We start from the raw sequence: 7,589 nt of genomic DNA, 5'->3' as shown, positions 1-7,589 counted from the left end.
TTCATAACTCATCATTCAGCACTACTACTTAGTATCCTTTATTCTGAACCAAATTTGGATTTGAAGAAAGGTCATTAGCCGGAATCGGGAAGATATTGTATTTATCCTCCACCGAGCGACCGTTGGCAGTACCGCCCTTCCAAGCCCAGAGGTAGGCGCCTGTTGTGAATTTTTTAAAGCGCACTAAATCTGTTCTACGTTGCGCTTCATAATATAATTCACGGCCTCTTTCATCTAAAATAAAATCCAAGGTCAGCTGATTCGCAACAATATTACCAGTTGTTTTGCCATTGTAGGCACGGGTACGTAATTGGTTTACCAACGACAAAGCCGTACTCAAATCGCCACCCGTTCCACCACGCAATACTGCCTCGGCATAGGTCAAATAGATTTCTCCCATACGGAAAAGTGGAAAATCGATATCCACAAAATTTCCTGCCAAATCTTGATTAGGTGCTTTGGCTCCTGAACGAGTTTTGTTTCTGTATTTTGAAGAAGAATACCCATCTGTTCCTGTATACAAGTCGTTCATATCTCTATTTTGTCCAGTCGTATAAAACTGCGCGCGCACATCGGTGTTTCCAGATGGGTCAACAAACAAACTCACAAAGTTTTGCGAATGGCGCAAGCCTCCCCAGTTACCATTTGTTCCTGACAAATCACCTGGTAAAGCTGCTTGACCATGCGTCAAATAGGTAGTTCCACCCCAGTTTTGGGTATTGGTTCCATCGTAGGCAATCATGAAAATATTTTCTTTGGTATTCAAATGATTATCAGCAATGGTTAATTCACGGTAATTAGTGTGCAAACCGTAATTGGCATCTCTCAACTTATTACAATAGGTAATTGCCTCTGTGTATTTTGGCGTCCCTGTGTATACTTCTGCATTGAGATACAAGCGAGAAAGTAATGCCCAAGCCGCTGATTTTTCAGCACGTGGGTACTCGTTTTGCCCAGGTGCAATCAAATCGGTTTCGATAGCCTTCAACTCAGATTCGATGTAATTGAATAAATCTTTACGCTGAATTTGCTTTGGAATAGTTGTCCCAATCGCATCGTTTTCTGTGGCAAAAGGAGGATTTCCGAACATATCCATCAACACCCAATATTGATAAGCACGAATAAATCGAGCCTCTGCACGGTATTTTCTGATATTGTCGGCATCAGTTCCCGTTATGCCTCTTCGGCTCAAATTGGCATCCGACGATTCACGAATAAAATCGTTACAAAGTGTTATTTGAAAAAACGAACGGTAATACAATCCATTGACAATAGGGTTAATAGCCGACCAAGACATTTCTTTTAATCCTTTGATACCCGCATCATTTTGCCAAGTCCAAGCAGCTTCGTCAGTCGTGATTTCTTGCAAGTTCCAATACAAACGCAAGAAATCGGAGTTTCCTTCATCGGCAATAATTTGTGAGGGAATATCAGGACTTCCTGTTCCGCCTGTGTTGCCCGTCAAAGCAAAGGCTGCATATACTTTTGCCAGACCTTGTTTGTATCCTTGAGGCGTTTTGTAAACTGTTTCGGACGTAATGTCATTGGTTGGCAATAAATCCAAATCGCTTGTGCAGGATGTACCAATACTTAGTAAAAATGCTGCAATAGTTATTTTTATATAGGAAATTTTCATAGAATTATCATTAAAAATCAAAGTTCAAACCTAAAGAGAATGTACGTGGACGAGGATACAGATTGTTATCGATACCCGAGGCCACCTCTGGGTCTAGCCCTGTGTATTTGGTAATTACAAATACATTTTGAACACTGGCATTGAGACGTAAATTGACATTGCTATTTTTCATGATTTTACCCAAATCATAACTCAAATTCGCATTATCCATTCTCACAAATGAAGCATTTTGGATATAATAATCACTCAACAATTGTTGGCTATTTCCTTTGAATCCTGTTGTCAAATAGTTGGTAGAAGCATTGTAGAGGACATTATTTCCCAATATCTGATTCAATACCCCACTTTGACTATAGTTGTTATTGTATACATAATTACCCACCGACGAGCGCATCACAACACCCAAATTCCAACGCTTATAATTGAGTGAGCTACTCAAACCAAAGAAAACTTTTGGCACTGAACTTTTTCCTCTGTACAAATCATCTTGGTTTATCACGCCATCACTATTTCTGTCCACGAATACACCTTCTAAGGGTTTTCCGTTAGCATCATACACTTGTTTGTACAAATAGAAGGTATTGCGAGAGTAACCCACTGAGTTGATGAAGGCAAACTGTCCACCAATACCTCCAGCAATTCCGCCAGAAGGGAAACCAACATAATTTTGGTCGCCAGGCACTACGGTAAGATTGGTAATTTTGTTTTCGTTGTAAGTCGCATTAAAATCTAAATTCCAAGTCAACTCACGTTTGCGGATAATTTGTGTACTTACACTAAACTCCACCCCTCTGTTTTCCATACTTCCGACATTGGCAACGATAAACGCCGAGAAGTTAGACCCCGCAGGTTGCGGAATATTATTCAATAAATCTTTGGTCTTTTTTACGTAAAAATCAACACTACCTTTTACTCGACCGTCCCAAAAACCGTAATCAAGAGCAAGGTTGGTCGATGCAGTTTCTTCCCATTTACGATTAGCATAAAATCCTCCTGGGCGGTAACCTTGATAATAACTATTGCCAAACTGATAAGCCGCATTTGGCGCACTTAAGGCATAATAAGAATAGTAATCATAGTTTCCGATACCATCTTGCTGACCCGTAACCCCATAACTGGCACGAAGTTTTAGGGTAGAAAGCGTTTCATTTTTCGCAAAAATTCCTTCTTCCTTCAAATCCCAAGCCAAGGCAATGGATGGAAAAAGACCCCAACGATTCGCAGGTGCAAACCTCGACGAACCATCACGACGAAGCGTAGCTGTCAAGAAATATCGGTTGTTGACCGAATAGTTAGCACGACCAAAAAATGAAATCAAGGTATTTTCTGGTTTGTCGAAAGGAAAAGCGGGGTCTGTATTCGGGTACTTTTCGCCACTAGCAGTGTAGCTAGCATAATTATAATTGGTGGTTAGGTAATTATTGTAAGAATAACCAGCCATTACATCTACACGACTTTTGAGGAAGCGTAAATCTTTGACATAGTTAAGATAAAATTCGAGTAAGGTATTTTGCTTGGTTTGTTTGTAAATATTGTTGGTTCCACCCTTGCCACCTACTACATAGCCAATCGCTGAGCTATCGGATACATAGACCGTACCTTCGCCCTTAGACACATCATAACCCAAGTTGAGGTTAGCACGTAGTTCAGGAAGAAAATGGAATTTATAGTCAAACTGAATATTCCCGATACTACGCTGCGGCGTACCTTCATCATAACGTTGCTCCAACATTCCGAGAGGGTTGCGTCCTGCCAAGTTCATCAAACCTGTTGGCGAGTTAGGGTCTAGCCATTCAAAATAGCCTCCAAAACGTTGCGGGTTTACTGTTGCATAAACGGGTTGCGTTGGGTCAAAGCTAACTGCTGCACCAATCGCACCTAAATTTGCGAATCTTGACTTTTGAAGTGAGCCTTTCAAACTTAAATCTACCTTCAAATGATTGTTAAAAAAGGTTGGGTTTAGTGAGAAAGCCAAAGAGGTACGTTGTAACTTATCAGTCTTCAAAACCCCAGTTTGCGTCTGAAATCCTAGTGAAACACGATAAGGCAATTTTGCGACTTCTCCACCAATACTCAAGTTATTGTCAGTCATGTGAGCCGTCTGATAAATCACATCTTGCCAATTGGTATTGGCTGTACCTAATAGAGCTTTTTGTGCGGCTGTTCCTTTTTCGTTGACGATAGAACGAAACTGATCTGCGCTCAAAACACTAACTTGCTTAGCAACAGTAGAGAAGGAGTTTACGGAAGAGAAATTAATGCGTAAAGCTCCACTTTTTCCTTTTTTAGTAGTAATAATAATAACCCCATTCGAAGCACGAGTTCCATAAATTGCCGCTGCTGAGGCATCCTTCAACACCGTAAAAGTTTCGATATCATTAGGGTTGATAAAACTCAAAGGATTGGACGCTCCCGCAATGCCTCCTTCGCCCTCTAATGGGACACCATCAATCACAATCAAAGGATTATTACTGGCACTCAAAGACGAACCTCCACGGATACGGATGGTACTACCAGCACCTGGCTGACCACTATTGGAGATAATAGAAACACCAGGGACTTTTCCAGAAATCAACTGTTCAGGTGTGGTAATTGCGCCCGTTTGAAAATCTTTGGAAGTAATAGACGTTACCGAACCTGTCAAATCTTTTTTGCGACTTGTTCCATAACCTACTACAACTACCTCCTCCAACGAAGTATTGTCTGTTACCAAACTTACATTTAGAGTGGTGGCGGCAGAAACCATTTTTTCAACTTTTACATAACCAACCGAACTAAATACTAATATATCTCCAGTACTAGCCTTAATTTTGTATTCTCCTTTGGCATCGGAGATAATGGCAGCCTTTTTGTTTTTGACTGAAATACTCACGCCTGGGAGCGCCTCCTCAGAAGCATCTGTCACTCGACCTGTTATTAATTTGTCTTGAGCATAAGCAAAAATACTGCTTAGCGTACACAGTATTGTCAAGACAGAATACCATAAACATTTTCTCATTTTTGACTTTATTTATCAATATAGTGCTATAAAATATTTTCAAAGTCAAAATTAGAGAGAGCCGTAGGGAATTATTTGTGCTATCGTTCCAAAGTTTGATTCAATCGTTCTAAAAATGCGCTCAGGGAATTATTCTAAGTAAAAATGCTTTACTTTAGAATAACTATTTTTACTGTTTCGTCTCGAAATCATTCAGTCTTGTATGTCAAAAAGATTCATTTTATTCATTCTTGGAAATATCCTATTATCCTGCTTTCCTACAAAAAATATTTTGGGGCAAAAATGGGATATGTCTTTCAAACATATCAATATCGAACAAGGGCTTTCCAATAGTACCATCGAATGCATCTATCAAGACAAAAGAGGCTTTATATGGATTGGTACAAGAGACGGTCTCAACCGTTATGATGGTAAACATATTGTAGTTTATAAAAATGAATCAAACAATCCATTTAGCTTGAGCGACAATTTTGTCACAGCTATTACCGAGGATGCAAAAGGAAATATTTGGATAGGTACCATTGATGGTTTGAATCGTTTGGACGAAAATAAAAATACTTTTGAACGTTTTTTTTACCAAAAACAAAATCCAAATAGCCTTGGAAATAATGCGATTACCTCCTTATTGAAAGACCATAAAGGACAACTTTGGATAGGCACTCAAGGAGGAGTTTTGAATCTTTGGAAAGAGGAAAATTCTTTTAAAAAGTATTTCTTAAACCCTTCAATACCAGGACAAATTGCGATTACAAACCTCTACCAAGACACCGAGAATAACTATTGGATTGGTTCAGACAAAGGACTCTATTTTTTTGAGCCTCACAATGGCCATTTTCAATATACTGAAACCATTGTTGGTGCTCGACCTACCATTAATTGTCTGGCACAAGATGCACAGGGGAACTTACTTATAGGAACCAACGGGCAAGGCCTGATGAGTTTTAATTATCGGCTAGGCATCAAAAAACGATTCGTTCAACAAGATTTCAATCCACATTCACTGGCGAACAATTTGGTAAAATCTATTTGGATTGACCATAAAAAACAAATCTGGATAGGTTGTATCAACGGCGGTCTCAACTTATTTGAACCCCTTACTGGTCATTTTACCAATTATCAACCTCGTCCCGAAAATCCCAAGGGTCTTAGTCAAAGAACTATCTCAGCACTTTTTGGTGACAACCAAGGAAACCTATGGATAGGCACCCATCGAGGCGGAATTAATTTGTATATGTCTCAAGTGCAAAAATTCCAATTATTTCGTCAGCAACTCAACGAAAATAGTTTGAGCTATAACGATGTTCGGGCTTTTTGTGAAGATGCTTCTGGTGATATTTGGATTGGTACAGACGGTGGAGGATTGAATCTTTTTCATAAAAACACCCAAACTTTTGAACATTTTAAGCACAATCCTTCTCAGCCAAATGGCATTAGTTCCAATGAAATTTTAGGCTTGACACAAGACCACCAACAACGGCTTTGGATAGCCACTTGGGGAGGTGGGTTGAGTGTATTGGAAAAGGGTTCTCGTAGTTTCAAGCGATTTTTACAACAAGAAAACAACCCCAATTCTCTTGGCTCAAACTACGTCCAACAGGTATTTGAAGACCGTCAGCAACGTCTTTGGATAGCCACTTATTATGGGGGTTTGTATCAATATTTACCCGATGGACGATTTGTCAAAATACTTTATGGGAAAAATCGAAAATCCCAGTTGTTGGGCAATAATATCATTTGTCTAAACCAAGATTTAAGAGGAAGAATTTGGATAGGAACAGATGACGGAGGGCTCAATTGTCTCGACCCGCAAACGGGTGTTTTCTCTCACTTTTTTCATAAAGATTCCAAAAAACCAGACATCCGAATCATCTTCGTTGACCGACAAGGGCGTATTTGGGTAGGTCATCGAGGACTTTATCTATGGCATGAAAAAGAACAACAGTTCAAGTTATTTACGACCAAAGCTCATTTATCGGAGGATTTCATCAAAGGAATCGTAGAAGATGATGAGGGAAATCTATGGATTTCTAGTTCAAATGGCATTACCAAACTAAACCCACAAAACCTTCAATTTCAACAATATAACTCAGCTGATGGCTTACAGGGATTGGAGTTTGAGCCAAACGCAGCATTGCGTACCAAAGACGGACAGATTTTTTTTGGAGGAGTGAAAGGCTTCAATGCTTTTTATCCTCACAAAATTTCAAACAATAACTACATCCCTCCTATTTATTTGACCAGTCTTCAAATTTTCAATAAAAAGGTAGGTGTTGGTAAAGAATCGCCTTTGGAAGAAGATATTAGTTACCTCAAAACGCTGGAACTAAGTCACAGACAAAATACCTTTTCGATTGACTTTGCTGCGCTCAACTTCACCGCATCAGAAAATAATCAATATGCTTACAAACTAGAAGGCTGGGACAAAGATTGGATTATAGCAGGCTCCGAAAACCGTGCATCTTATACCAATGTAAGTCCTTCGAATTATACCTTCATGGTGAAAGCTTCTAACAACGATGGTGTTTGGAATCCCGAAGTAACCACTTTAGAAGTCATTATTCACCCTCCATTTTGGGCGACTTGGTGGTTTAGAGCTATTGCATTCATATTGATTCTGACGGGTATCCGTACTTTTTATCAGTTTCGTAGGCGCATGGCGATTCAGCAACTTAAGGAGCAACAAAAAGAAGAATTGCATCAGGAGCAATTACATTTTTTTACTAATATTTCACACGAATTACGAACACCACTTTCTTTAATACTTGGTCCATTGGAGAAGTTAAAAAAGGATTTTCCAAGTCCTTTGGCACTTCCTTATTATGAGATGATTCAGCGAAATGCCAAACGTCTATTGGCATTGACCAATGAATTAATGGATTTCCGAAAAGTAGAATCTGGCGCGCTACAATTGCATGTCATGCAAGGAAATATCAACATTTTTTTGACCGAAATAGC

At 39.4% G+C, this 7,589-nt stretch carries 3 protein-coding genes; 1 reads left to right on the top strand and 2 read right to left on the bottom strand.

Features of this window, described 5'->3' with window-relative positions:
- Window positions 1-28 precede the first annotated feature (28 nt).
- Together ACOVQ4_RS02460 and ACOVQ4_RS02455 are read right to left on the bottom strand one after the other, a co-directional pair.
- Window positions 29-1,636: a RagB/SusD family nutrient uptake outer membrane protein gene (locus ACOVQ4_RS02460; RefSeq protein WP_421819080.1), complete on the bottom strand. Its 1,608-nt coding sequence runs from the start codon at window positions 1,634-1,636 to the stop codon at window positions 29-31.
- 10 nt (window positions 1,637-1,646) lie between these two features.
- The gene (locus tag ACOVQ4_RS02455; RefSeq protein WP_421819079.1) at window positions 1,647-4,634 is read right to left on the bottom strand and encodes a SusC/RagA family TonB-linked outer membrane protein; all 2,988 of its coding nucleotides are present in this window, start codon (window positions 4,632-4,634) and stop codon (window positions 1,647-1,649) included.
- Window positions 4,635-4,836: 202 nt separating this feature from the next.
- On the opposite strand from ACOVQ4_RS02455, the gene ACOVQ4_RS02450 reads away from it, so the two are divergent.
- A partial coding sequence (locus ACOVQ4_RS02450) for a ligand-binding sensor domain-containing protein (RefSeq protein ID WP_421819078.1) occupies window positions 4,837-7,589 on the top strand: 2,753 nt, incomplete at its 3' end.

It is taken from the genome of Flectobacillus sp. (genome assembly GCF_049240685.1).
Classification (GTDB): domain Bacteria; phylum Bacteroidota; class Bacteroidia; order Cytophagales; family Spirosomataceae; genus Flectobacillus.
This window is presented reverse-complemented; position numbering and strand designations above follow the sequence as displayed.

Excerpts from the sequence above, each read along its gene's own strand:
- ACOVQ4_RS02460 (WP_421819080.1), bottom strand. The coding sequence starts at position 1,636 with ATGAAAATTTCCTATATAAAAATAACTATTGCAGCATTTTTACTAAGT.
- ACOVQ4_RS02455 (WP_421819079.1), bottom strand. The coding sequence starts at position 4,634 with ATGAGAAAATGTTTATGGTATTCTGTCTTGACAATACTGTGTACGCTA.